The sequence below is a fragment of the Micromonospora sp. H61 genome (assembly GCF_018070325.1).
Lineage (GTDB): Bacteria > Actinomycetota > Actinomycetes > Mycobacteriales > Micromonosporaceae > Micromonospora > Micromonospora salmantinae.
The window spans coordinates 222,937-246,181 of record NZ_JAGPXY010000001.1 but is presented as its reverse complement, the minus strand read 5'-3'; the positions used below and the strand labels follow the sequence as shown (position 1 = coordinate 246,181).

At 70.5% G+C, this 23,245-nt stretch carries 17 protein-coding genes; 8 read left to right on the top strand and 9 right to left on the bottom strand.

Annotation, left to right across the window (positions count from 1 at the left end; all coding sequences use genetic code 11):
* Positions 1-3 precede the first annotated feature (3 nt).
* From KBX08_RS01025 to KBX08_RS01015, 3 genes are all read left to right on the top strand, one after another.
* Positions 4-1,710: an AMP-binding protein gene (locus tag KBX08_RS01025; protein ID WP_210780605.1), complete on the top strand. Its 1,707-nt coding sequence runs from the start codon at positions 4-6 to the stop codon at positions 1,708-1,710.
* A 178-nt stretch (positions 1,711-1,888) separates the two neighbouring features.
* Positions 1,889-3,004, top strand: coding sequence for a serine hydrolase domain-containing protein (locus tag KBX08_RS01020; protein WP_210780604.1), 1,116 nt, complete (start codon positions 1,889-1,891; stop codon positions 3,002-3,004).
* A 140-nt stretch (positions 3,005-3,144) separates the two neighbouring features.
* On the top strand, positions 3,145-3,501 hold the full coding sequence (locus KBX08_RS01015; protein WP_210780711.1) for a YciI family protein: 357 nt from the start codon (positions 3,145-3,147) through the stop codon (positions 3,499-3,501).
* Between the two features lie 63 nt (positions 3,502-3,564).
* On the opposite strand, the gene KBX08_RS01010 is transcribed toward KBX08_RS01015, so the two are convergent.
* Genes KBX08_RS01010 through KBX08_RS00995 form a run of 4 tightly spaced genes read right to left on the bottom strand, consistent with a single transcriptional unit; the run spans position 3,565 to position 8,898 of the window.
* On the bottom strand, positions 3,565-4,725 hold the full coding sequence (locus KBX08_RS01010; RefSeq protein WP_210780603.1) for an epoxide hydrolase family protein: 1,161 nt from the start codon (positions 4,723-4,725) through the stop codon (positions 3,565-3,567).
* 4 nt (positions 4,726-4,729) lie between these two features.
* Positions 4,730-6,115 carry an NAD(P)/FAD-dependent oxidoreductase gene (locus KBX08_RS01005; RefSeq protein WP_247668661.1) on the bottom strand — a complete coding sequence of 462 codons (1,386 nt, stop codon included), beginning with the start codon at positions 6,113-6,115 and terminating at the stop codon, positions 4,730-4,732.
* A gap of 14 nt (positions 6,116-6,129) precedes the next feature.
* Positions 6,130-7,506 carry a condensation domain-containing protein gene (locus KBX08_RS01000; protein ID WP_210780602.1) on the bottom strand — a complete coding sequence of 459 codons (1,377 nt, stop codon included), beginning with the start codon at positions 7,504-7,506 and terminating at the stop codon, positions 6,130-6,132.
* Between the two features lie 30 nt (positions 7,507-7,536).
* Positions 7,537-8,898 (bottom strand): extracellular solute-binding protein, encoded by a 1,362-nt coding sequence (locus KBX08_RS00995; RefSeq protein WP_238688388.1) that lies wholly within the window; start codon positions 8,896-8,898, stop codon positions 7,537-7,539.
* 266 nt (positions 8,899-9,164) lie between these two features.
* Here KBX08_RS00995 and KBX08_RS00990 point away from each other — a divergent pair, with 266 nt between their 5' ends.
* Positions 9,165-10,796 carry an MFS transporter gene (locus tag KBX08_RS00990; protein ID WP_210780600.1) on the top strand — a complete coding sequence of 544 codons (1,632 nt, stop codon included), beginning with the start codon at positions 9,165-9,167 and terminating at the stop codon, positions 10,794-10,796.
* A gap of 70 nt (positions 10,797-10,866) precedes the next feature.
* Here the strand turns inward: KBX08_RS00990 and KBX08_RS00985 are convergent, their stop codons facing one another.
* From KBX08_RS00985 to KBX08_RS00965, 5 genes are all read right to left on the bottom strand, one after another.
* Complete coding sequence (locus KBX08_RS00985; protein WP_210780599.1) at positions 10,867-12,213, bottom strand: FAD-binding oxidoreductase; 1,347 nt, start codon at positions 12,211-12,213, stop codon at positions 10,867-10,869.
* Between the two features lie 27 nt (positions 12,214-12,240).
* A complete protein-coding gene (locus KBX08_RS00980) occupies positions 12,241-13,731 on the bottom strand; it encodes an FAD-dependent oxidoreductase (RefSeq protein WP_210780598.1) in 1,491 nt (496 codons plus the stop codon).
* A gap of 142 nt (positions 13,732-13,873) precedes the next feature.
* Complete coding sequence (locus KBX08_RS00975; RefSeq protein WP_210780597.1) at positions 13,874-14,746, bottom strand: phytanoyl-CoA dioxygenase family protein; 873 nt, start codon at positions 14,744-14,746, stop codon at positions 13,874-13,876.
* Between the two features lie 7 nt (positions 14,747-14,753).
* Positions 14,754-15,023 (bottom strand): phosphopantetheine-binding protein, encoded by a 270-nt coding sequence (locus KBX08_RS00970; protein ID WP_210780596.1) that lies wholly within the window; start codon positions 15,021-15,023, stop codon positions 14,754-14,756.
* A gap of 208 nt (positions 15,024-15,231) precedes the next feature.
* A complete protein-coding gene (locus KBX08_RS00965) occupies positions 15,232-16,413 on the bottom strand; it encodes an acyl-CoA dehydrogenase family protein (protein WP_210780595.1) in 1,182 nt (393 codons plus the stop codon).
* A 236-nt stretch (positions 16,414-16,649) separates the two neighbouring features.
* On the opposite strand from KBX08_RS00965, the gene KBX08_RS00960 reads away from it, so the two are divergent.
* From KBX08_RS00960 to KBX08_RS00945, 4 genes are all read left to right on the top strand, one after another.
* The gene (locus KBX08_RS00960; protein WP_210780594.1) at positions 16,650-17,804 is read left to right on the top strand and encodes an epoxide hydrolase family protein; all 1,155 of its coding nucleotides are present in this window, start codon (positions 16,650-16,652) and stop codon (positions 17,802-17,804) included.
* A complete protein-coding gene (locus tag KBX08_RS00955; RefSeq protein WP_210780593.1) occupies positions 17,801-18,739 on the top strand; it encodes a cyclase family protein in 939 nt (312 codons plus the stop codon). The genes KBX08_RS00960 and KBX08_RS00955 overlap by 4 nt, the downstream gene beginning before the upstream one ends.
* Before the next feature lie 26 nt (positions 18,740-18,765).
* Complete coding sequence (metK, locus tag KBX08_RS00950) at positions 18,766-19,923, top strand: methionine adenosyltransferase (RefSeq protein ID WP_210780592.1); 1,158 nt, start codon at positions 18,766-18,768, stop codon at positions 19,921-19,923.
* A gap of 104 nt (positions 19,924-20,027) precedes the next feature.
* Positions 20,028-23,234: an AMP-binding protein gene (locus tag KBX08_RS00945; RefSeq protein WP_210780591.1), complete on the top strand. Its 3,207-nt coding sequence runs from the start codon at positions 20,028-20,030 to the stop codon at positions 23,232-23,234.
* The last annotated feature ends 11 nt before the right edge of the window (positions 23,235-23,245 follow it).

The window sequence follows — 23,245 nt, the reverse complement described above, 5'->3', positions numbered from 1 at the left end:
CCGATGACCACAGAGCAGGACAACAGACTGCCGCCGTCCGACGCGCGTCAGCGGTGGGACACCGTGCCGTACCCGGCTGCCGCCGCGGACAGGTATCGCGCCGAGGGTCTGTGGCAGCCACGCACGATTCCGGCGGCGCTGCGGGAGACCGTACGCGCCCACCCGGACCGCGTCGCGGTCGTCACGCCGGGCGTTCGGTGGACGTACGCCGACCTCGACCGGCACTCCGACGTGATCGCCGCGGGTCTGCTGGATGCCGGGTTACATCCGGGCGAGTCGGTGATCCTGCAGATCACCAACAGCGCTCTCGCGGTGGCCACCTGGTACGGCCTGCTCAAGGCCGGCCTGATCCCGGTGTGCACGCTGGCGATCCACCGGCGCCACGAGATCGAGGAGATCGCGCGGCAGACCCGCGCCTCGGCCCACCTGGTGCAGGCCGATCTGCGCGGCTTCGACCTGGTGGCGTTCGCCGACGAGATCCGCCGGTTGGTGCCGAGCATCCGTCTGCTGGCCACCATCGGGGGCCGTCCCGGCGCGTCCGGTCAGGAACGGATCGAGGATCTCGTCGACCGCCCACTGTCCGACGCGCAGGCGGCCCGGCTGGCGCAGATCGACGCGAACACCGACCTCGACGCGCCCGCCGTCTTCCAGCTCTCCGGTGGCACCACCGGCGTACCCAAGGTGATCCCCCGGCTGCACCCGGAATACTGGTACAACGCGGTCGCCACCGCCCGCTGGTGGGGTTTCACCCCGCAGGATCGGCTCGGTTTCGGCCTGCCCCTGGTGCACAACGCCGGCGCCACCAACGCGTTGCACGCCGCGCACTCGGTGGGCGCCGCGCTGCTGCTCGCCACACCCGTCGCCGATGATCTGCTGGCCCTGATGGACGACGAGCGGGCCACCTGGTTCATGAGCCCGCCGGGCCTGATGAACGAGTACCTGCGGCATCCACGGTTCGACGGCGCCTTCGCCAGTGTCCACAGTTGCGTGCTGACCGCGGCGAAGGTGCCCCGGGAGCTGTTCGACGCGATCGAGGCGCGCGGGGTGCACGTCACCCAGGCGTTCGGGATGACCGAGGGGTTGTTCCTGTTCACGCCACGCGACGCGTCGCCGCACCTGCGCGCCTCAACTGTGGGCGTGCCGATCAGTCCGCTGGACGAGGTGGTCGTGCTGGAGCCCGGCACGCTGCGGCCGACGCCACCGGGGGAAATCGGTGAGCTGTGCGCGCGCGGTCCGTACACAGTGCCCGGCTATCTCGGCGTGCCGGTCGGCACCGACTCGGCGTTCACGCCCGACGGGTTCTACCGCAGCGGCGATCTGGTCCGCGCGCACCACCTGGACGGTCTGGTCGCCTACTCGATCGAGGGCCGGGTCAAGGACCTGATCAACCGGGGCGGCGAGAAGGTCAACGCCGAGGAGGTGGAGCGGATCCTGCTCGGTCACGAGTTGGTGGTCGACGCGGCGTTGGTGGCGATGCCGGACGAGCGGCTGGGGGAGCGCGCCTGCGCCTACCTGGTGTGTCGCCCGGACGGACCGCTGCCGACGCTCGACGACGTCCGGCACTACCTGGAGGAGTTCGGCCTGGCCCGGTTCAAGTGGCCGGAGCGGATCGAGTTCGTGGACGCGTTGCCGCGTACCCCGATCGGCAAGATCTCCAAGCAGTGGCTCCGCGAGGACATCGTGCGTCGCCTGGGTGGCCCGCGCACCTGAGACCCCCGCAACACCCGAAGGCCGGCCGTACGTCAGTACGGCCGGCCTTCGTTGTCGTGTTTCCGGAGAGTCGGATCTGAGTAGAAAGTGGCTTTGATGGCAAAATGCCGGGAGTGGCTCCGACCTACAGGTGAGGGGCACGCTTCGAGTGCCATGACGACCGGGTAGGAGGCAGACGATGAGCGATCTTCAGAAGCAGGTGCAGGTGCTGGTCGACGGGCTGGTGGACGACGGTGTCGAGGACGGCGTGCAGGTCGCCGTCTATCGCAACGGTGACCTGGTGGTCAACGTGGTGGCAGGGGTCGCGGACACGGCTGCCGGCCAACCTGTTCGGCCCGACACCCTCTTCTACTCGGCGTCGACGGGTAAGGCGGCGGCCTCCACCGTGGCGCACGCGCTGGTGGACGACGGTGTGTTCGACTACGACACCCGGGTCGCCGACCTCTGGCCGGAGTTCGCCGCGCACGGCAAGGGCGAGGTGCGGATCCGGCACGTACTGACACACTCGGCCGGTGTGCCGGCGGTCCCCGCGGACACCACGATCGAGCAGCTCACCGACTGGAACGGCATGTGTCAGCTCATCGCCGACATGGAGCCCTGGTGGGCGCCCGGCGAGCGGGTCGGCTACCACGCCGCCACCTTCGGCTACCTGATCGGCGAGGTCGTCCGCCGGGCCACCGGCAAACCGATCTCGACAGTGCTCGCCGAACGCGTCGCCGGGCCCATCGGGATGGCCGACGAGTTGTTCTTCGGGGTGCCGCAGGAGCAGCTCGGCCGGGTGGCCCGACTGACCGACGACCCGGGGGGCAAAGCCGCGTTCGCCTCGATGCCACCGGATTTTCCGCTGTTCAAGGCCGTTCCGCCGGCGATCGTGCCGAACGCGGACTTCGGCAACAGGGTGGACGTGCTGACCTCGGACATGCCGTTCGCCGGCACGATGAGCGCCCGGGCGATCGCGAAGATGTACGCGGCACTCACCGGTGAGGTGGACGGCGTACGGCTGATCTCCCCGGAACGGCTGCGCGAGGCCACCACGCTGGCCACCGCCGGCCTCGACGACGAGATGACCGGCGGCACCTCGACCTGGGCGCTCGGCTACTGCCTGGGCTGGCCGGGCACCTCCGACCCGTCGGACCGACCGACGGTCTTCGGCATGGTGGGCATCGGCGGCAGCGCCGCGTTCGCCGACCGGGCGACCGGAGTCACCGTCGCGGTGACCAAGAACCGGTTCAACCCGATCGAGATGAACATCGTGCAGCGGGTCACCGAACTCGCCGACGAGGCGTTCGTCTGAGCCCTCCGGACACCGGCCCGCTCGCGGGAAAAGTGGGAAAGACCGTGGATCGATGACACATTTGGCGGCGCGGCTCCGACTGCACTATGAAGGATGCCGATCCGGCACAGCCTCTGCGAAGGAGTTCTTCCGTGAAGTACATGCTGTTGATCCACGCGAACCCCGCAACTGTCACGGGACGGTCCGAAGCCGAGACCATGAAGGTCTACGCCGAGATCGACGCCATCACCAAGGAGCTGTCCGAGTCCGGTGAGCTGATCGGCGGCGAGGTCCTGGCCGACGTGTCGCAGTCGAAGGTCGTCCGCGTCACCGGCGGCGTCCCGGTGACCACCGACGGCCCGTTCGTCGAGGCCAAGGAGCACCTGGCCGGCTACCTGATCGTCGAGACCGACAGCGAGCAGCGCGCGATCGACATCGCGGCCCGGTGGCCGGACGCCAGTGAGGGCGGCGCCATGGAGGTTCGGCCCATCATGGACATCGGCGGAACCGAGATGTGAGGTGGGACTGCGGGCCGGGCCACCCCGCTGTGGCCCGGCCCGCGCCCTCGCCGACGCCGCTGGTCAGTTGGGCAGCCCACGGACGAACGTCCGCAGGTCGGTGACCAGGAGAGCCGGCTGCTCAAGGGCGGGGAAGTGACCGCCCCGGTCGTACTCCGACCAGTGCGCGAGCGTCGGCAGGATGCCCTCCGCGAAGCGCCGCACCGGTCGTACCGCGTCCTCCGGGAACGCCGCCACGCCGACCGGCATGGCCAGCGGCCACGGGCCACCCCAGGTCCGCGCGAAGTCGGCGTCGCGGTGCGTCGACTCGAAGTAGAGCTGCGCGCTCGATCCCGCGGTCGCCGTCAACCAGAAGATCGTGACCGTGGTGAGGATGTGCTCGCGGCTGATCGCGTCCTCCGGTGCCTTGTCGGCGGCGGACCACTCCTTGAACTTCTCCACGATCCAGGCGAGCTGCCCGACCGGGGAGTCGGTGAGCCCGTAGGAGAGCGTCTGCGGTCGCGTCGACTGGATCTTCTGCCAGCCCATGCCGTCCTGCTGGAAATCCAGCGCGAAGCCCAGTTTCGCCTGGTCGGCGGGGCTGAGTTCGGCGAACTCGGTGAAGTCCGGCGGTGGGAACGTCACGCACATGTTGAGGTGCACCCCGCGTACGTGCTCCGGGTCGGCCAGACCCACGCGCAGCGAGATCGGTGAGCCCCAGTCGCCGCCCTGGGCCACGTACCTGTCGTAGCCGAGGTCCGCCATCAGCCTGGTCCACGCCCGGGCGACGCGCTCGGTGTCCCAGCCGGCCTGCCGGGTCGGCCCGGAGAAGCCGTATCCCGGGATGGTGGGGACGACGACGTGGAACGCGTCGGCCGCGTCACCACCGTGAGCGGCCGGGTCGACCAGCGCGTCGATGATGTCGACGAACTCGAAGCCGGTGCTCGGCCAGCCGTGCGTGAGCAGCAGCGGCGTGGCGCCCGGCACCTGCGAGCGGACATGCAGGAAGTGCACCTGGGCGCCGTCGATCTCGGTGACGAACTGCGGTATCTCGTTGAGCCGACGCTGGGTGGCGGCCCAGTCGTAACCGGAGTGCCAGTACTCGGCCAGCTCCCGCAGGTAGCCGACCGGCACGCCACGGCTCCACCCCACGTCGGGGATCTCGTCCGGCCACCGGGTCGCGGCGATCCGTCGGCGCAGGTCGTCGATGTCGGACGGTGGAACGTCGATCTGGTACGGGCGCATCGTCCTACCTCTCGGGTTGTGGCCGGCTGACCGGGGCAGCCGCCAGGGTCGGCGCCGGCGGCGGTACGGGCCGACCGGCCTTGCGCAGCACACGGACGATCCGGTCGGGGCGGAGCAGGCTGGTCGGCGGGTCGATCAGCCCGGCCACCCGGATGAAGCCGTTGGTCAGTTCCGCGTCGTGTACTGCGGCCCGCTGGTACCGGGCGACATACGCGTTGATCGTGCGGACCTTCGCGGTGCGACGACCCTGAACTCCCGCGTAACCGAGGTCGGCGCTGGCCGAGAAGTCCCACGGTGAGTCGATCTCGGCGGCGATTCGACGGAAGAACTCCCGCCAGTGCGGGATCGCGCCCTGGCGCAGAAGGCCGCCGAGTACCACCGACTCCACAGCGGCCACGGTCATGCCCTGGGCGTAGATCGGGTTGAAGCTGCACACCGCGTCGCCGAGCACCAGGAACCGATCCGGGAACCGGGTCAGGTGCTCGTAGCGGCGTCGGACGCTCGCCGGGTAGCGGAACTGCACGGGGTCGTCGAGCGGCTCGCAGTCGGCGAGCACTTTGGCGATCTCGGGCACCGGCACCGAGCGGACGAACTCTGCGAAACCCTCCGGATCGGTGGGCGGATGGTCGCCGAGAATGCCGGTCAGCGACAGCTCCAGCCGGTTGTCGTCGCCGGGCAGGCGGTAGAAGAAGGCGCCGCGTGGCTGCGCCGGCGTGGCCGCCGGGATGATCGCCAGATCGCTGCCGAACGGGTCGTACGGTGCCTGGTAGTGCCGCGTCGTGTAGGCGAGGTCGATCTTCACCTTGTCTTCGGTGGGCCGCGCGTACCCCAGCTCCGCCAACCAGGCCGGCGTGCGCGAGCCCCGGCCGGTGGCGTCGATGACCAGGTCGGCGTCGAGCACCTCGGGAGTGCTGCCGGGTGTCTGCGCCTGGATCCGCGCGCCGGTCACTGTCGCGCCGTCCGCGGTGACCGCCAGCCCGAGGACGTCGCGCTGCTGCAGGAACCGGACGTTGGGAATGGCCTGCACCCGCTTGCGCAGGTGGTACTCGAGCACGGGTCGGGTGGCGGGCACCGAGAGCAGCCCGGAGGTCGACGGCTTGAGCCGCTGCCCACCGAAGATCCACTGGATGTCGCCGTTGAAGTCACCGGGCTTGACGCCGGCGTTGACCAGGTCGGCCATCAGGCCGGGGAACTGCCGTTCGAAGATCTGCTGGCCCTTCGCGACCAGTCCGTGCGCGTGCCGACCGTGCGGGACTCCCCGCCGGTACGTCGGGTTGTCCACGACCTCGTCGCGGTCGACGAGCACCACGTCGTCGAACGACTCGGCTAGTTCCTTCGCCGCGAGGAGCGCCCCGAGGCTGGCGCCGAGCACGACCACACGGTCGCCCACCTTCCGGCCCGTTGTCACCGTTCTCCCCCGATCGTGGTCAGTGCCGCGTCCGGCCGGGTCAGCAGCTCGCGCAGCAGGTGCAGGTAACGGTCGACGAGGTCGTCGATCGTCTTCTGATCGAACAGGTGGGCGCTGAACCCGATCGCGCCGACGATGTCGTCGGACGGGCCGAGATGCAGCGACCAGAGGATGCCGTCGGGCATGTCGGAACCGACCGGCTGGGAGATGACCCGCCGCCACACCGCCGAGTACTCCAGGTCGCCCACCCGCTCGCGCTCCATCACGAACGGCGGCTGGATGACCTGGAAGAGGCAGGGCACGACGCCGGGCCCGACCGACGCCATCAGCTCGGGCGCCTCCTGCAGGACGTGCAGCAGCGGCACCTCGTGGGAGTACGCGCCGAGGCAGGTGGCGCGGGTCCGGGTGACCACGTCGCGGAAGGTGGTGGCGTCGGACAGGTCGGTCCGTAGCGGAACGAAGTTGAAGAACGAGCCGACCGTCTCCTGGAACCGACCGTGCCCGCGTCCGGGAGTGAACGTCGGCACGGTCAGGTCGGTGCTGCCGGTCCAGCGGCTCGCCAGCACGTAGAAGGCGGCCAACAGCACCATGAACGGTGAGGTGTGCGTGTCGGCCGCGAGGGCCGTGGTCGCCGACCGGAGTTCGGCGTCGGTGACGAAGCGGTGCCAGGTGGTGGTCGGCACGGTGTCGGCCGCCAACTCCCGGTCCGCCGCGGTCACCATGATCCGCCCGCCGGCCAGCTTGTCCCGCCAGTACTCACGGGCCGCCGCCAGCGGTGGAGCGTCCGCCTCGTCGTGCTGGGCGGCGATGTACTCGCGGTACTGCGGGGCCGTGCCCGCGGTGGGTGTCTCCCCGGCGGCCCGCTGGGCGTACGAGCGAGCCAGGTCACGCAGGATGATCTGCATCGACCAGGCGTCGGCCGCCGAGTGATGCGTGGTGAGGACCAGCACCGAGTCCGTCTCGTCGAAGCGCCCCAGCGTGGCCCGCAGCAGGGGCAGGTCGTGCACGTCGAGCGTGCCGGCCTCGATCTCGTTGATCAGCTCCTCGGCGCGGCGCTCGCGGTCGGCGGGGTCGACCCCGGGCAGGTCGCGGACGTCCACCTTCGGCGAGGTCACCGGCAACACCCGCTGCCCGTGCTCGCCGCCGCGCAGTACCGACGTACGGAGGGCCTCGTGCTGCCCGATCACGTCCGCCAGCGCCAGATCGAGAATGTCCACATCTATCCGGCCGTGCACTCGCCAACCGTCGGCGATCAGGTAGTGCGGCCCGAACGGGCCGGTGGTCTCGCCCGTGTCGAACAGCAGGAGGAACTCCTGCTGCAGGGAGAGCGGGAGATCAGCGGTCGCCGGGGGTGGTTGCTGCGAGATGGTCATGAGCGCTCCTCACGGGGGGGTTGGGCGGAGTCAGTCCACGACGAACTGACGCGGCCCGGGCGGACCCGCCCGCAGGCCGAGGCAGTCGGCGTTGTAGTCGTCGAGCAGATGCTGGGCCTGCTCGGACGCGCGGGCGAAGCGGCCCGACGGGTCCGCGTCGTGCAGCAGGATGTCTTCCATCGCGTGCGTCATCAGGCCCTGGATGCGGGGAAACTCGCCGAGTACGGCTCCCCGCGCGGCAGGTGAGCCGTCGGTCGCCAGCAGCTGCTCGATGGCGACCCTCTGATGTGGCCGCTCGTCGAACCAGCCGTCGCCGGCCAGCAGGTCGATGGCCGTCGTGGTGACCGGGATGAACCAGGTCGCCTTGTGCCGCTCCGCGACGGCCCGTGGGTTGAGCAGGTGTTGCAGGAACGCGAGCGCGCCGTCCCGGACCGCCGGCTGCACGCTGTCGGTGAGCCAGATCGCGTCACCGCCGACGATGTTGCCCGCGTAGCGGACCTCGCCGTTGTGCGGCATCCGGCCGACCTCGACGGTGAAGCCGTGGTCGCGGCCGGCCTGGATCAGCCACTCCGCCTCGACCGAGGAGCTGAGGACGAACGCCACCCGCTGCTCGGCGAACGCGGCGAAGTTCTCCTGCCAGGCCCGGCCGGTGTTCTCGCCGTACGCCTGCCCGCCGGTGTAGTGGTAGTGACCGTCGCGGTACAGACCGCGCCACCACTGCGCGAAGGCCACCATCTCCGGCACGGCGAGGTCGACCTTCTCGGCGCGACCGTCGCGGCCGTTGGCGTGGTCGGCGAGCAGGCCACCCTGCTGGGCGACCGCCTGCTGGAAGATCCAGCCGTGGTTGGGCCAGGTGATCGCCGGCCCGCCGGTGTGCGCGCTGACCGCCTTGCAGGCGGCCGTCACCTCGGCCCAGGTGGTCGGCAGCGCGGTCACTCCCGCCGCCGCGAGCAACGTGGTGTTGGCGTACAGCAGGGTGGTCGAGACCAGCGGGGGAGCCGCGAGCAGCAGGCCGTCCGCCGAGTAGTACCCCCGTGCCGGGGCCACGATGTCGTCGGTGACCACCGGCTCGCCGAGCACCGTGGTGCGGTCGGCGAGCGTCGTCGCGACCGGCCGGAACAGCGGTGCGCCGTGGACGTCGCGCATGTCCCGGGCCAGTTGCGTGGAGGTGTGGAAGTACTGCACGAGGGCCGGGGCGGCACCGCGTCTGGCCGCGGCGTCCACATCGGCGGGCAACGTCTTGTAGCTCGACTCGCGAACCCGGATCCGGTAGCCGGGGTGGGCGTCGTGGAAGCTCGCGGCCAGGGCCCGGATCCCGCCCACGTAGTCGGGCACGGCCGGGTAGCTGGGCAGCCAGATGTCGATGCTGATGGGCTCGGCGTCCGTCCTCACGCAACAGTCCTCCGGCATCTCGATGGGGGTCGCCCAAAGGTTGCCCGCCGATGCGGGGAGCGGTCATCTCCGCGAGTGCTACGCCGCGCGGCGGGCGGCGACTGCGCACGACGGAAGTCGTCCCGAGCACCCGTTCGCGGCAGAACGTGGGTACGCCGGAAAGACATGTCGAAAACCGCGCGTCGGCTTCGACATGGCGGTAGAGGGGCCTCGGGGCGTCGAAGACCGCCGTCGCAGGCTCATGAGGCCGAGAAGGGATCGACACGATGGATAACTCCACGTCGGCGCCAGCGAACGACCTGGCGGGACGTAAGGAATGGATCGGGCTGGCGGTGCTGGCACTGCCGGCGATGCTGGTGGCGATGGATATCGGAGCGCTGTTCCTGGCGCTGCCGCATCTCAGCGCGGACCTCGGCGTCACCAGCGTGGAGCAGCTGTGGATCATCGACATCTACGGTTTCCTGCTGGCCGGCTTCCTGCTCACCATGGGCACCCTCGGTGACCGGGTCGGGCGCCGTCGACTGCTCATGATCGGCGCGGTCGCGTTCACGGTGGCCTCGGTGCTCGCCGCGTACGCCAACAGCGGCACCACCCTGATCATCGCGCGGGCCCTGCTGGGCATCGCCGGCGCGACCTTGTCGCCGTCGACGCTGGCGCTGATCACCAACATGTTCCGCAACGAGAAGCAGCGGGGCGTGGCGATCTCGATCTGGGCTTCCGCGCTCTTCGGTGGCACCGCGATCGGGCCGGTCGTCGGCGGCGTGATGGTCGAGCACTTCTGGTGGGGCTCGGTGTTCCTGCTCGGTGTCCCGTTCATGATCGTGCTGCTGGCCACCGGGTTCGTGCTGCTGCCCGAGTACCGCGACCCCAGCGCGGGCAAGTTCGACCTGTTCAGCGTGGTGCTGTCGCTCGGTGCGATCCTGCCGGTGGTGTACGGCGTCAAGGAGTTCGCCGCGAGTGACTCGGACAACCCGGCCGTCGCGGGCGGCGCGATCCTGCTCGGCCTGGTGGTCGGCTGGATCTTCATCCGCCGCCAGTCCCGGCTGGAGCACCCGTTGATCGATCTCGCGATGTTCCGGAACGCCGCCTTCAGCGGCACCCTCGTCACGATGATGTTCGCCTCGGCCGCGCTCGCCGGCATCAGCCTGATGAGCACGCAGTACATCCAGAGCGTCGAGGGCCTTTCGCCTGGCGCGTCCGGCCTCTGGCAGGCGCCCACCGGTCTGGGCATCGCGATCGGCAGCATGGCCACGCCGATGCTGATGAAGTCGCTCAAGCCGGCCACCGCGATCATGATCGGGCTCGGCATCTCCCTGGTGGCGATGCTGGTGCTGACCCAGGCCGGCAGCTCCGGGTGGCTGATCGCGATCGTCGTCGCGGTCGCGCTCGTCGCGCTCGGCACCGGTCCGCTGTTCACCCAGGGCACCGGCATGGTGGTCAGCTCCGTAGCCCCGGAGAAGGCCGGCTCGGCCGCTTCGCTCTCCGAGACCAGCAACGTGTTCGGGTCGACGCTGGGCCTCGCGCTGTTGGGCAGCGTCGGTGCCGCCGTCTACCGCGACCGGATGGCCGACGCGCCGTTGACCGACGTACCCCCGGAGGTTGCCGACGTGTCCCGGGAGAACGTCGCCGCGGCGACCGCCGCAGCCGACTCGCTGCCGGGCAACCTGGCCACCGCCCTCCGCGACGTCGCCGGCGAGGCGTTCACCACGGCGACGAACGTGGTGGCCGGCGTCGAGGCGTTGCTGGTCATCGCCCTGATCGTGCTGGTGGCGGTGACGCTGCGGAACAAGCCCGCCCCGCAGACGCCCGGGTCCGACCCGACGGCGTCGTCAGCGCCTGCCTCGTCGCCCGCGTCCGCGTCGTCGTCGGAGACCGTGCCCACCACCGGTGCCGTCTAGGCCGGACACCCCGATACGCCAACGGCGGCCGCCCATCCCCCCGGGCGACCGCCGTTGGTCCGTCCGCCGCCTAGCGCAGCATCGTCGTACCGGGGCTGGCGTCGAGGCGGAACAGGCCGGTGGGATCGACGCGGGTGCGGACGCGGTCCGCCCGGTCGATCTGCTCCGGGTCGAGGTGCCGTTGCGGCTGCTGCCAGCTCTCCACGAACGTGGGCGCGGTGCGGCCGGTGTCCCAGGGCGCCAGCGCCGCCCGGACGACAGCGCAGTGCTTCTCGATCGTCGCGGTGGCCTCGGGGCCGTCGGGGATCGCGTTGCCCAGATACGAGTAGCGGGCGTCGTAGTGGTCGAGCGCCCCACCCCGAGGGTCCGGCACTGCCAACGCCCCACCGAGCTGGCGCAGCTCCGCCGTGATCAGCGGCGATCCCGAGCCGGTCGCCGCCAGGAACGCGGCCGACGCCCGCTCGTCGAGGTCCGCGAGCAGCAGATGGTCGCCGACGATCGGCACCGGCTCGTCCGGCCCGAGCTGAGCGCGGACCACCTCGGCCGGCGTACACGGCAGCCACGACTCGACCACCGGGGCGGCCACCGCGCGCAGCTCGTCCAACAGCTCGGTCAGCCCGCTCGGCGCGTCGTCGGCTCGCACCTCGGTCGCCGCCACCCCGATCATCGTTCCGCTCCTCAGCTCGACCGGCACCATGGGTACGTCGGGCAGGTTGAGCACCTGGAACGCGCTGGTGACCTCCCACGGCGCGGTAGCGGCCCAGCGGGTCCACCGCCTCAGCAGCTCCGCCGCGTGCACCACCGGCCAGTACGCCGAACCGGTGACCACCGGCCGGGCCGGGAACAGCCGTATCTCGACCGCGACCACCACCCCGAACCCACCGCCGCCGCCCCGCAGGGCCCAGAACAGCTCCGGATCGTGGTCGGCGTCGACGCGGTGCAGCTCACCGTCGGCGGTGACCAGGTCGACGGCCGTCACACTGTTGGCCGCGAGCCCGACCAGCCGCCCGTAGACACTGACGCCGCCGCGCAGCAGGTAGCCGACCGCGCCGACGTCGGCCGACGAGCCGTGCGGCGCGGCCAGTTGGTACGGTGCCGCCGCGTCGACGACGGCGCCCCAGCGGGTGCCGGCGGGAATCAGCGCGGTCCGGCGCGCCGGGTCGATCTGCACCGCACCGTCCATCTCGGTACGCACCAGCACCGACCCGCTCATCTCCCGCGCCGCCGCGGCGCCGTGGCCGGTGCTGTGCACCCGCACCGGCATGCACGTCGTCCGGGCGTACGTGAGCACGTCCCGCAGCTCGGTAAGGGTGCGCACGGTGCGCGCGGCGGCCGGTCGGGGTGCTCCGTGCAGGTTGAACACCGTCGTGGCGTGCTCGTAGGCCGGATCGTGGGGGAAGTACACCTCGCCTGCCATCGTGGCTCCCTGGGTGGTGTGGACCGCTCAATCGGGCAGCCGCACCGACAGACCGTGCCGGAAGATGTCCCGGGGGTCGTAGCGGCGCTTGACCCGCTGGAGGCGGGGATAGTTGTCCTTGAAGTAGAGGGTGTGCCAGGGCACGCCGGAGGTGTTCCACTCCGGATCGGCCAGGTCGACGTCGGGGTAGCTGATGTAGGAGCCGTCACTGACGTCGCCGGACACCGGGACGCCGCCGCTCTCGGCGTAGACGTCCCGGTAGAACGCGCGGACCCAGGCGGTGTTGACGGCGTCGTCGTCGGGTGACTGCCAGGCGCCCGCGCTGTACGACGCCTTCACCACGCTGTCCCGCTGTGCCGCGGCGGTGGCGTCCGACGGCACCGCGTTGACCTGTCCGCCGAACGCGGTGAGCACGATGCCGGCAGCCGGGTTGGCGTACTCCGGGTCGGCCAGGTAGCGGAAGATCGTGGCCAGTTGCTTGTCGGTGTAGCCCCGGCGTAGATAGCCGGCCTTGTTCTTGTAGCGCCCCTTCGGGTCGCTGGGCCAGCTGTATGAGGGCATCCAGCTCGCCATCCAGTCGACCACGTTCCGGTCGACGGACCGGGGGGTCAACCCGGTGCCGTCCCCGATCGCCGCGAGCTGGTCGTCGAGCATCCGGGCGGCACCCTCGACCGCGTCGTCGATAACAGCGGTGAGCGCCACGATGCCGGCCGAGCGGTGCATGACGATGAGGTTGCTCCACAGCTGGGTCTCCGGTGCGTCGACGGCGCTGTGCCGCTCCAGCCAGCCGCAGTAGTTCGCGATCAGTCGGGTCAGTGCGTCCTCGGTCATCCCGTCCCACGACCACAGCACGTCGCAGCGGCGGATCCGGCGGGGCGCCGTGGGCAGCAGACGCGACGGGTCGTCGGAGTCGACTCCCGGGCTGCGCAGCCAGAACCGGGTGACCACGCCGAAGCTGCCGCCGCCGCCGCCCGCGGTCGCCCACCACAGCTCGTGGTGCGGGTCGTCGGGCTCCCGGGTGGCGACCACCACGTCGACGGTGCCCGACTCGTCGACGACGACCACCTCCACCGCGTACAGGTGGTCGACGACCAGTCCGTCGCGGCGGGACAGGTGACCGTAGCCGCCGCCGGTGATGTGGCCGCCGACGCCGACCTCGAAGCAGGTGCCGCCGGGGATCGTGACGCCCCAGGTGTCGTAAAGGATCGGGTAGAGCGCCCCGAGAGTGATGCCGGCCTCGACCATGATTGCCCGCCGGTGCGCGTCGTAGGACACCGCGCTCATCGGCGCGAGGTCGATCAGCATCTGGATCTCGGGATTGGCGAAGAAGTCCTCGAAGCAGTGGCCGCCGCTGCGCACCGCCACCCGCCGCCCCGAGTCGACGGCCTCCCGCACGGCGGCGGCGACCTCGGCGGTGGTGCGGACCTGACGGACGTAATCGGGGCGGCCGGTGAAGCGGTGGTTGTATCCCTCGACGAGTGCGGCGTAGCGCGGGTCGTCGGGCAGGATGTCGGTCATGTGGGTGGGTCCCTCCGCTGGGCGACGACCATCAGACCCTCACATCCGCCGGCCGGTGGACGCATCTCTGATCGTGCGAACAGGACGGCCGCCCCACCGACAGCGGGCGGGGCGGCCGCTTCGTCCACCACGTCGGACATGCTCAGGTCCGTGCGGGGCTCTCGAGCACCGCCGGGTCGGCGTCCGGGTCGGTGAGCAGGATGTGGGGGTCCTCCATCTCGTACCAGCCCACGCCAGGCGGGCAACGGTCGTAGCCGAGCAGGCGCTGGACCTCCTCGGGGAGCGTGAGGACGACGTCGCGCGGCACCGCCAGGAACTGGTTCTCCTCCTGCCGCAGGTTGCCGAGGTCGTAGGAGACGGTGAGGCTGGTCCGCGACTCGGTGGAGACGTTGCCGCCGCCACCGTGGTAGACGCCGCCCAGCCAGAGCAGCGCCGACCCGGCGGGCATCGCGGCCGGGATCGCCTCGTTGTAGCGCGGGGCACGCTCGTCGTCCCAGTGATGGCTGCCCGGGATCACGAGGGTGGCGCCGTTCTCCTGGGTGAACTCGCTCAGCGCGAGCATCAACTGCACCCGCGTCGTCGGGCCCGGGTGTCGACGCAGGTGCAGCGAGTCGTCGCGGTGCAGCGGCTGACGGCCCTGCCCCGGGTCGATCTGGATGGCCTGGGTCGCGCTGATCTGGATGTTGGGCGTCATCTCGATGCGGGCCTGACCGACCCACATGTGCACCGGCTTCTCCATGATCTGCCGCGCCGCGCCCAGATACAGCGGGTGCAGGAAGATCGGGGTCAGGTGGCTGGTACGCCGGAACAGCGACGAGACCCGTCGGGTCAGGTGACCGTCGTACCCGCTCTTGCTGTAGCGCGTGCCGTCGAGCAGGGGGCCCAGGTCTTCCCAGAGGCCGTCGAGCGTGGTCTGGTCGACGAAGTTCTCGATGATGATGCAGCCGTCGCGCTCCAGCACGGTGACCACGTCGTCGAGGGGGGCATCGGACGTCACCCGGACGAACTCCACCATGGTCGGACTACCTTCCTCGGGCTTCGGCCTTCGCGACGATGTCGCGCGTGAAAGTGGCCAGGTCGGGGTCTTCGAAGAGGTCACCAAGGTCCATCTGGACGCCGATCTCCTCCTGTACGCGGGCGACGATCCGCACGGCGGAGATGGACTGCCCATTCAGCTCGAAGAACGTTCCGTCGGTCTGGTCGGCGGGTACGTTGAGAACGTCCCGCCAGATGGATTCGACCTGCTTTTCGATATCGGTGACGGTCAGCGTGCCAGGTGGGTCGATCGGCATGGGAATCCTCCCGAGATAAGAGCTGATGGTTGCCGCACGGGTCGGCCGGCGAATTCGGCGACCCCCACCGCATATGATGTCGGTGATATCGCCGAATGTGTTCTTCGCTATTGCGCTCTCGTCGGGCTCATTCGAATAGCCCAGACAAACGGACGGCCGGGCCCGGAGCGATTGCCGCATCCGGACCCGGCCGCGCTGTGCGCCCCTGTTACAGGTACTGCGTGTTCGGCCCCATTCCGCACAGAATCCGGCCGTACAGTTCGAGGTTGGTGTTGGGGTGCATGATCGCGTGCAGGTTCAGCGTCTGGACGTCGCGCTGGATCCGCTGGATCGGCACATGCTGGTAGACCGAGGATCCTCCGCTCGCCGTGCGGAGCACGTCGACGGCGTCCTTGGCCGCCTGGCAGGCGGCGCCGAGGTCGAGGCGTGCCTTGGCGCGTTCCTCGAGCGTCCACTCCTCGCCCGACTTGCCCTTGCGGTCCACCCGGTCGGCGGCCCGGTACTCGTGGAACTCTGCCTGGTCGATCTTGATTTCGGCCTCGGCGACCTGGAGGTGGGTCAGCGGCGCCTGGCTCTGGTCGGGATAGTCGGTATAGGTGATCTTTCGGCCGGGGAGCCGCTCGAAGAACGCCTCCTTGGCGGCGCGGGCCAGGCCCAGCGCGGTCGCGCCGACGGTCGCGCAGGCCACCGGCATGAAGGGGCCACCCCACATCGTGGTGTTCGGGTCCTGCTGCAGCGGGTGCTGACCCATGATGATCGGGACCATCGACATGACGCGCTCCTCGGGCAGGAACACGCCGTCGGCGACCGTCGAGACGCTGCCGGAGCCGCGCAGGCCCGACGTGTGCCAGTCGTCGATGACCTGCAGGTCGGCCATCGGGATCAGGGTCATGATCGGTTCGTAGCCCCCGTCGGGGGTGGGCCGCACGGCGGCGTTGGCGTTCCACTGGCTCTGCGTCGCGCCGGTGTTGAACGACCACTTGCCGTTGAGCAGGTAGCCGCCCTCGGTCGGGACGGCCACGGCGGTCGGGCTGAGGATGCCACTGATCCGGACCGACGGGTCGGCGAAGACCTCTTCCCGCACCGAGTCCGGGAAGAGGCCGGTGATCCAGCTGCTGATGTGCCAGACCGCCACGGTCCAGGCGGCTGAGCCGTCACCACGGGCCAGTTCGGCGATGACCTCGACGACGGCGCGAGTGTCGGACTCGGAGCCGCCGAACCTCTCGGGCACCCGCATCCGCAGGATGCCCGCGTCACTCAACGCCTCCACGACCTCGTCGTGCAGTCGGCGATTGTCCTCGCTCCACTGGGCGTGCCGGGCCAGCAACGGCACCAGCTCGGCGGCCGCGCGGACGAGGTCGGCGCGGGGCGGAGCGTCGGTGATCGACATCGATCCTCCTCGAAGGGTTGGGGAGTCCGTGAATTGCGCGTCGGAACTGACGGCGGACGCCCATATGACCCTTGCACCACCGCTGCCGTCACGCATCTTCCGGAGTGCGCTGCTCCCGGCCGGGGCAAGAGCCGAACCGGAGCAATATGGAAGGTGCGCCGTTCCGGTTCAGGCAGGTGATATTGACTTCCGTCGTAGCGGACTTTGCTGCGCCCGTCGTCGAAGGGATTTCCGATATGGAACGGTTCCGGGTGGACATTCTTCAGGAGGACGTGGACGATCTCCGCCGCCGACTGCGGGAGACCCGCTGGCCCGTGCTCTTCGACGCCGGCTGGGACCGCGGCGTGCCCGTCGACTACCTACGCGAACTCGCGGACTACTGGTGCGACGAGTTCGACTGGCGCGCGATGGAGCGGCGCATCAACGAGGTGCCACAGTTCGTCACCACCATCAACGGCTCGCCTGTGCACTTCCTGCACGTACGCTCACCGGAGCCGAACGCCAGTCCGATGATCATCACGCACGGCTGGCCCGGCTCGGTGACCGAGTTCCTCGACGTGATCGGCCCGCTGACCGACCCCGTCGCGCACGGCGGGGACGCGGCCGACGCCTTTCATCTGGTGATCCCGTCGATGCCGGGATTCGGGTTCTCCGGGCCGATGCCGGCGCCCGGCTGGAACAACCTCACTGTCGCCAAGGCCTGGGCGGAGCTGATGAGCCGGCTCGGCTACGACCGCTATCTCGCGCAGGGCGGCGACTTCGGCGCCGGCATCTCGTACGCGTTGGCCCAGATCGACGCGGAGCACGTCGTGGGTCTTCACCTGAACACGCTGGTGACCACGCCGGCGGCCGACGGCTCGGACGTGCTCGACGACGAGGATCGGCGGCGCCTGGCCCGCTCGCAGCGTTTCCTCGACGTGCTGGCCGGTTCGATGAAGCTGCAGGCGACCCGGCCGCACACCATCGCGTACGCGTTGAGCGACTCGCCGGTCGGCCAGCTCGCCTGGATCGTGGAGAAGTTCAAGGACTGGGCCGACGCCGGCAAGGTGCCCGAGGACGCGGTCGAACGGGACCGGATCCTGGCCATCGCCTCGATCTTCTGGTTCACCGGCACGGCCGGCTCGTCGGCGCAGTTCTACTACGAGACCGTCGACTACCTGCCAATCTCGAACCCCACAGTGCGCTACGCGCCGATCCGGCAGCCGCTCGGCGTCGCGGTGTTCCCGCAGGGTGTGTTCCTACCGATCCGCCGGTTCGTCGAGCGCGACTTCCCGACCCTGCGGCACTGGTCGGAGTTCGACCGTGGTGGCCACTTCGCGGCCCTGGAGGAGCCCGACCTGTTCGTCGGCGACGTGCGGGCGTTCGCCCGCGTCGTGCGGGCCGGCTCGTGACCCACACCGAACCCCGGGTCGACGACTTCCGGGCGGTGGGGGAGCGGCTGCGAAACTGGGGTCGCTGGGGCCCGGACGACGAGCGCGGCACCATCAACCTCATCACACCGGAGCGGTTGGTCGCGGCCGGCCGACTGATTCGCGCGGGACGGACCTTCGACCTGGGGATCAACCTGGACGACAAGGGGCCGCAGAACGGCCGCTTCCGCAGCAACCCCGTACACCTGATGTCGGAGACCGGCGCGGAGCAGGTGTTTCCCGGTGGCTTCCGGTACGCCGACGATTTCCTGTTCATGCCGATCCAGGCATCGTCGCAGTGGGACGCGCTGGCCCACGTCTTCTACGACGGCCAGTTCTACAACGGCTTTCCCGCCGACGAGCTGACCGTCAAGGGCGCCGCCCGCTGCGGAATCGACCGGCAGGGCAAGGGGATCGCCGGTCGGGGTGTGCTGCTCGATATCCCCGCGGTGCGCGGCGTGCCGTGGCTGGAGGTCGGCGACGTCATCACCCCCGCCGATCTGGACGCGGCCATCACCCGGCAGGGCGGCGTGGACGTCGGTCCGGGAGACATCCTGCTGGTCCGTACCGGTTGGCGGCGCAAGTTCGTCGAGCAGGGGCAGGACGCCGGATTCATGGCCGGGGAACCCGGCCTGGGGCTGGCCAGCTGCCAGTGGCTGCGGGACCGCGACGTCGCGGCGGTCTGCGCCGACAACTGGGCCGTCGAGGCGTTGCCGGGCGAGGACCCGGGCGCCTTCCTGGCCGTGCACATGGTGTTGATCCGGGACATGGGCCTGACGCTCGGCGAGATCCTCGACTTCGAGGAGCTGACCGAGGACTGCCGAGCCGACGGGGTGTGGGAGTTCTTCTTCGCGGCGCCGCCGCTCAAGATCACCCGCGCTGTCGGTTCGCCGATCAACCCGCTCGCCATCAAGTGATCCGACCACCCTGAAACGGGGAAGCCATGGGACGCCACCTCTTCACGTCCGAATCGGTGACCGAGGGTCACCCCGACAAGATCGCCGACCAGATCAGCGACGGCATTCTCGACGCGCTGCTGGCCGCGGACCCGCACAGCCGGGTCGCCGTCGAAACGCTCATCACCACAGGTCAGGTGCACGTCGCGGGCGAGGTGACCACCAGCGCCTACACCGACATCCCGACGATCGTCCGGGAGACGATCCTGGGCATCGGGTACGACTCGTCGCACAAGGGTTTCGACGGAGCGTCCTGCGGCGTCAGCGTGTCGATCGGCGCGCAGTCGCGCGACATCGCCCTCGGGGTGGACCAGGCGGGCGCCGCGCAGGGCGCGGGCGACCAGGGGATGATGTTCGGCTTCGCGTGCGATCAGACGCCGGAGCTCATGCCGCTGCCGATCGCGCTGGCCCACCGGTTGTCCCGCCGGCTCACCGCCGTGCGCAAGGACGGCCTGCTGCCGTACCTGTGGCCGGACGGCAAGACCCAGGTCACCATCGAGTACGACGCCGGGCGTCCGGTGCGGGTCGACACCGTGGTGGTCTCGGCTCAACACGCCCCCCACATCTCGCTGGAGTCGATGCTGAGCCCGGAGGTCCGGGACAGCGTCGTGCTTCCGGAATTGGAACCGCTCGACCTCGACGTGGACAATTTCCGGTTGCTGGTCAACCCCACCGGGCGATTCGAGATCGGTGGCCCGATGGGTGACGCGGGACTGACCGGCCGAAAGATAATCGTCGATACCTACGGCGGGTACGCCCGCCACGGTGGTGGCGCGTTCTCCGGCAAGGATCCGTCCAAGGTGGATCGTTCGGCGGCGTACGCGATGCGGTGGGTGGCGAAGACCATCGTCGCGGCCGGCCTGGCCCGGAAGTGCGAGACCCAGGTGGCGTACGCGATCGGCGTCGCCGAGCCGGTGAGCCTGTCGATCGAGACGTTCGGCACCGAGACCGTCGCGCCGGAGCGGATCGAGAAGGCAGTGGCGGAGGTGTTCGACCTGCGCCCGGCGGCCATCATCCGGGACCTCGACCTGCTCCGCCCGATCTATGGAGCGACGTCGGCGTACGGGCACTTTGGTCGGCAGTTGCCCACCTTCACCTGGGAGGACACCAGCCGGGCCGAGAGCCTGGCGTCGCTCGCCGCGTAGCGCCTGCGCGCCGAGAACGTAACCCCTTCAACACCGCAATTCGGAAGTTGAGGGCCGGAACCCTGCATTGACATACTTTTCCGAGCAGAAGGGGGCGGTCGCAGATGTCCATTCACGACACGACGAGCGTGCTTCCCACCTCCGCGGCACAGGACGGCCTCTGGTTCCTCGACCGTCTGACGCCCCGGTCCCCGGCGCTGCACCGCTACCGGGCGTACCGGATCGCCGGTCCGCTCGAGGTCGCCGCGCTGCGGACGGCCTGGACGACGCTTGTCGACCGGCACGAGATCCTGCGCGTCCGCTTCACCGAATCCGGCCGCGCCGTGTTCGACGAGAGCCTGCCCGCCGTGATGTCCGTGGTGGACTGCTCGACCGGCGGACGCCAGGGCCAACCGACGGTCGAGGCGTTCCTCGCCGCCGAGGTGGCGGCCCCGTTCCTCCTCGACCGGGGCCCAATGGCCCGGCTCACCGTGGCCCGGCTGGCCCCGTTGCGGCACTGCCTGGTGCTCGTCGTGCACCAGATCGTCGCCGACGAGACCTCGATGTCGACCCTGATCGACGAGCTGGGTCGGCACTACGCCGAGGCTCTGGGCGGCACACCGGCGCGCCCGGTCGGCGCGGATGCCGCACCGCGGTTCTCCGAGCACGTGCGCGCCGCACGCGCGGTCGAGGCCGCCGCCCGACGGGCCGAGAAATGGTGGCGCGAGGCCACCCCGCCGGCGCCGGTCGAGCTGCCCACCGACCGGCACCGGGGCGCCGACGTCGACTGGCGGGCCGGCGTGTACCACTTCGACTGGGGTGTCGAGCTGACCGCCGACGTACACCGGCTCGCGCTCGACGCCGGCACGGTTCCGCTCGCGGTCGTGCTCGCCGCCCTGGAGGTGGTGCTGGCCCGCTACAGCGGGGAGCGCCGGATCGCGGTCGGCACCCGGGTCGGCACCCGGCTCGCGACCACACCGACCGGGCTGGTCGGGCCGTTCGAGAACCTCGCCCTGATCGATGTCGACCTGACCGGCGCGCCGACCTTCCGAGAGCTTGTCGACCAGGTCGCCGGCCGTCTCGACGCGCTGTCCGACCAGCGGCACCTGCCGTTCGGCCGTCTCGTCGAACTGCTCGGCGCACCCCGGGACCCGCGCACGATCCCGCTGGTCAACGTGCTGGTCGACGAGGCAGCCGAGGAACACTCCACCCTGCGCCTGGCCCACACCACGGCCAGCCGGCAGGACGTCGACCCGCCGGCGACGATGGCCGACCTGGAACTGCGGGTGGCGACCCGGCCGGCGACGATCGGCACCTTCGCCTACCGCGCCGAGCTGTTCGACGACGAATCCGTCGAACGGATCGCCAACCAGGTGCTGACCGTCCTCGCCGCCGGGGTCGCCACGCCGGACACGCCGGCGACCGCCCTGCCGATGGACCAGCCGACCCCCTCCGCCCATGAGCTGGGCGGTGACGACCGGATCGCCGACGGACCACCGGTCGACGCGCCGGTGCACGAACTGGTGCGACGGATCGTCGACGCCCACCCGGAGCGCCTGGCGGTGCTCACCGACAGCGGCGGTCTCACGTACGCCGGGCTGTGGTCGCGGGCCCGGGAAATCGCCGCCGCCCTGCTCGCGCGGGGTGCGGGCGGACGGCCGGTGGTGGTGCGACTCCCCTCCGGCCCGGAGCAGATCGCCGCGTTGCTCGGGGTGCTCGTCGCCGGCGACCACCTGTGCTGGTTCGGCACCGGGGACGTGGGTGATCGCGGTCGCGCCGTGCTCGCCGACCTGCGTCCCGCGTGTCTGCTGGTCGCCGGTGACCCGGACGACGACGAGCTGGCCCGCTGGGCACGCATCGAACTCGACATCGCCGTGCACGACGTGGCGACCCTGACCGGGGCCGGGGCGCTGCCGACGGTCGACGCTGACGCGGTCGCCTACGTCGCCTACACCTCCGGATCGACCGGACGGCCCAAGGGCATCGCCCAGCCGCACTCGGCGTTCGGCCAGTTCGTCACCTGGCTCGGCACGCAGTTCGAGATGGGCGGCGGCGCCCGGGTAGCGCAGTGGGTGGCACCCGACCACGACCCCGCCCTGTGCGAGGTGTTCGCCACCCTGACCAGCGGCGGCACGCTGTGCCTGCCCGCGCCGGACATCCGGATCCACGGCGAGAGGCTCGTCGACTGGATGGCCAACCGGGAGATCACCCACCTGCAGACCGTGCCGAGTTTCGCCCGGGAACTGCTGCGGGTGGTCACGAGCCGCGCGGACCGGCCCATGCGCGCCCTGCGGCACCTGCTGCTGATGGGTGAGGCGCTGCCGGGCGAACTGGTCAACCGGTTGCACGGCAGCCTGCCCGACGTGCACCTGGCGAATCTCTACGGGCCGACCGAGACGATCGCGGCCACCTGGCAGCCGATCGACCGACCGGTGGATGGTTCGACGCCGATCGGACGGGCGATTCCCGGCCGGCAGGTGCTCGTCCTCGACGCCGACGAGCGGCCCTGTCCGCAGGGTGTCACAGGCGCCATCGTCATCCGCAGTCCCTTCGTGGCCGCCGGCTATCTCGGCGCGGTCGATCCGTCCACGGCGTTCGCCCCGGTCGGTGGACAGTCCGACATCCGCACCTACCGCACAGGTGATCTGGGCCGTTGGCGCTTCGACGGCGCCCTGGAATACCGGGGCCGCGAGGATTTCCAGATCAAGGTGTACGGCGTGCGCCTCGAACTGGGCGACGTCGAGGCCGCGCTGCAGACGCACTCCTCGGTACGTGAGTGCGGCGTGGTCGCGGTCCGCGGACCGGACGGGATGGTCAACCGCCTCGACGCGTACGTCGTGCCGATCCGAGCCGGAGAGGGCTCGCCCGAGGTGTGGCGGGCCCACCTGCGCCAGCGGCTCGGCAAGGTGATCCCCGTCGTGTTCCGTACCGTGCACGACCGGCTTCCCCGCAACATCGGGGGCAAGGTCGACCGGCGGCGGCTGCCCGAGCTGGCGCGCCCGATGGGGGCTGCGGCGACGGTGGCACTGACCGACACCGAGCAGACCCTCGCGGCCCTGTGGGCCGAGGTGGTCGACGCGGGCGTACCGGGCCTCGACGACAGCTTCTTCACGGCCGGCGGACGCTCCGCGCTGATCCCGGCTCTGCTCCACCGCGTCTCCGAACGGTTCGGCGTGCACGTGCCGATCCGCGACTTCTACGCCAACCCGTCGCTCCGCACCCTCGCCAACGCTGTCAGCGTCGCCGGCGACGAGGACGGACCACGACGGCAGGCACCGGGCGTCGCCCATTCCGGCGAGCCCACCAGACCCGACCCGGCACCACGGCTGTGATGAGGTGAGGA

Excerpts from the sequence above, each read along its gene's own strand:
- KBX08_RS00970 (WP_210780596.1), bottom strand. The coding sequence starts at position 15,023 with ATGCCGATCGACCCACCTGGCACGCTGACCGTCACCGATATCGAAAAG.
- KBX08_RS00985 (WP_210780599.1), bottom strand. The coding sequence starts at position 12,213 with ATGGCAGGCGAGGTGTACTTCCCCCACGATCCGGCCTACGAGCACGCC.
- KBX08_RS01000 (WP_210780602.1), bottom strand. The coding sequence starts at position 7,506 with ATGACCATCTCGCAGCAACCACCCCCGGCGACCGCTGATCTCCCGCTC.
- KBX08_RS00975 (WP_210780597.1), bottom strand. The coding sequence starts at position 14,746 with ATGGTGGAGTTCGTCCGGGTGACGTCCGATGCCCCCCTCGACGACGTG.
- KBX08_RS00960 (WP_210780594.1), top strand. The coding sequence starts at position 16,650 with ATGGAACGGTTCCGGGTGGACATTCTTCAGGAGGACGTGGACGATCTC.
- metK (WP_210780592.1), top strand. The coding sequence starts at position 18,766 with ATGGGACGCCACCTCTTCACGTCCGAATCGGTGACCGAGGGTCACCCC.
- KBX08_RS00945 (WP_210780591.1), top strand. The coding sequence starts at position 20,028 with ATGTCCATTCACGACACGACGAGCGTGCTTCCCACCTCCGCGGCACAG.
- KBX08_RS01025 (WP_210780605.1), top strand. The coding sequence starts at position 4 with ATGACCACAGAGCAGGACAACAGACTGCCGCCGTCCGACGCGCGTCAG.
- KBX08_RS00990 (WP_210780600.1), top strand. The coding sequence starts at position 9,165 with ATGGATAACTCCACGTCGGCGCCAGCGAACGACCTGGCGGGACGTAAG.
- KBX08_RS00980 (WP_210780598.1), bottom strand. The coding sequence starts at position 13,731 with ATGACCGACATCCTGCCCGACGACCCGCGCTACGCCGCACTCGTCGAG.
- KBX08_RS00965 (WP_210780595.1), bottom strand. The coding sequence starts at position 16,413 with ATGTCGATCACCGACGCTCCGCCCCGCGCCGACCTCGTCCGCGCGGCC.
- KBX08_RS01020 (WP_210780604.1), top strand. The coding sequence starts at position 1,889 with ATGAGCGATCTTCAGAAGCAGGTGCAGGTGCTGGTCGACGGGCTGGTG.
- KBX08_RS01015 (WP_210780711.1), top strand. The coding sequence starts at position 3,145 with ATGCTGTTGATCCACGCGAACCCCGCAACTGTCACGGGACGGTCCGAA.
- KBX08_RS01010 (WP_210780603.1), bottom strand. The coding sequence starts at position 4,725 with ATGCGCCCGTACCAGATCGACGTTCCACCGTCCGACATCGACGACCTG.